A 612-nucleotide genomic window follows, 5' to 3' on the forward strand; every position below is an offset into this window, starting at 1 on the left:
CCTCCGGATCGTAGGCGCGGATATACGGGTCGAGAGCCGGATCGCGGTAATTGCCGTTGTTGACCCCGGCGGAGCGGTCGTTGCCGCTCAAGGCCGCGTAGGGCGAGAGACCGCTGCCGCTGTCGCCGCCACCGCCGCCACCGCCGCCCCAGGCGAAGGCCGCGCTCGGGAGGCCGATGAGCAGAGCCGCCGCCAGCGGCATCGTCAGCGTCTTGCGCGTCATGTCGTGTCTCCGCATCACATATACTGCCGAACCGTTCAGCCGATCCGCGAGTTCCCGAACGGCCCCGGGGATCACCGCGCGGCATGGTATCACGGCTGCGTAACGGTGGGTTATCGCGATGCGGTCGAGGCAGGCTCCCCCGTTCATCAACAGACTCCGCCGCGGATTAACCGCCTGGCGCGGTGAACCGGCCGCCAGACTTGTTTGATCGTGCTACAGAGCGATAGCATTCGTGCGTGCGACATCCGTATCGGCGGCTGTCTTCGCGCTCGTTCAGGATCTGGATTCGCGGTGAGCGTCGCTACGGGATTCGACACGCCGCGCGGGTGCGTCTGATGGAGCGGGCGATCGGAGGCGCCGACGGGCCGGCCGCCGGGGTCGGCCGCGGA

The 612-nt window shown here is 68.3% G+C and carries 1 protein-coding gene; it reads right to left on the minus strand.

Features of this window, described 5'->3' with window-relative positions:
* Window positions 1-223 (minus strand): hypothetical protein (locus tag FV228_RS31990; protein ID WP_147857991.1); only part of this gene is annotated, 223 nt, incomplete at its 3' end.
* Window positions 224-612: the final 389 nt, after the last annotated feature.

The organism is Methylobacterium sp. WL18 (assembly GCF_008040015.1).
Classification (GTDB): domain Bacteria; phylum Pseudomonadota; class Alphaproteobacteria; order Rhizobiales; family Beijerinckiaceae; genus Methylobacterium; species Methylobacterium mesophilicum.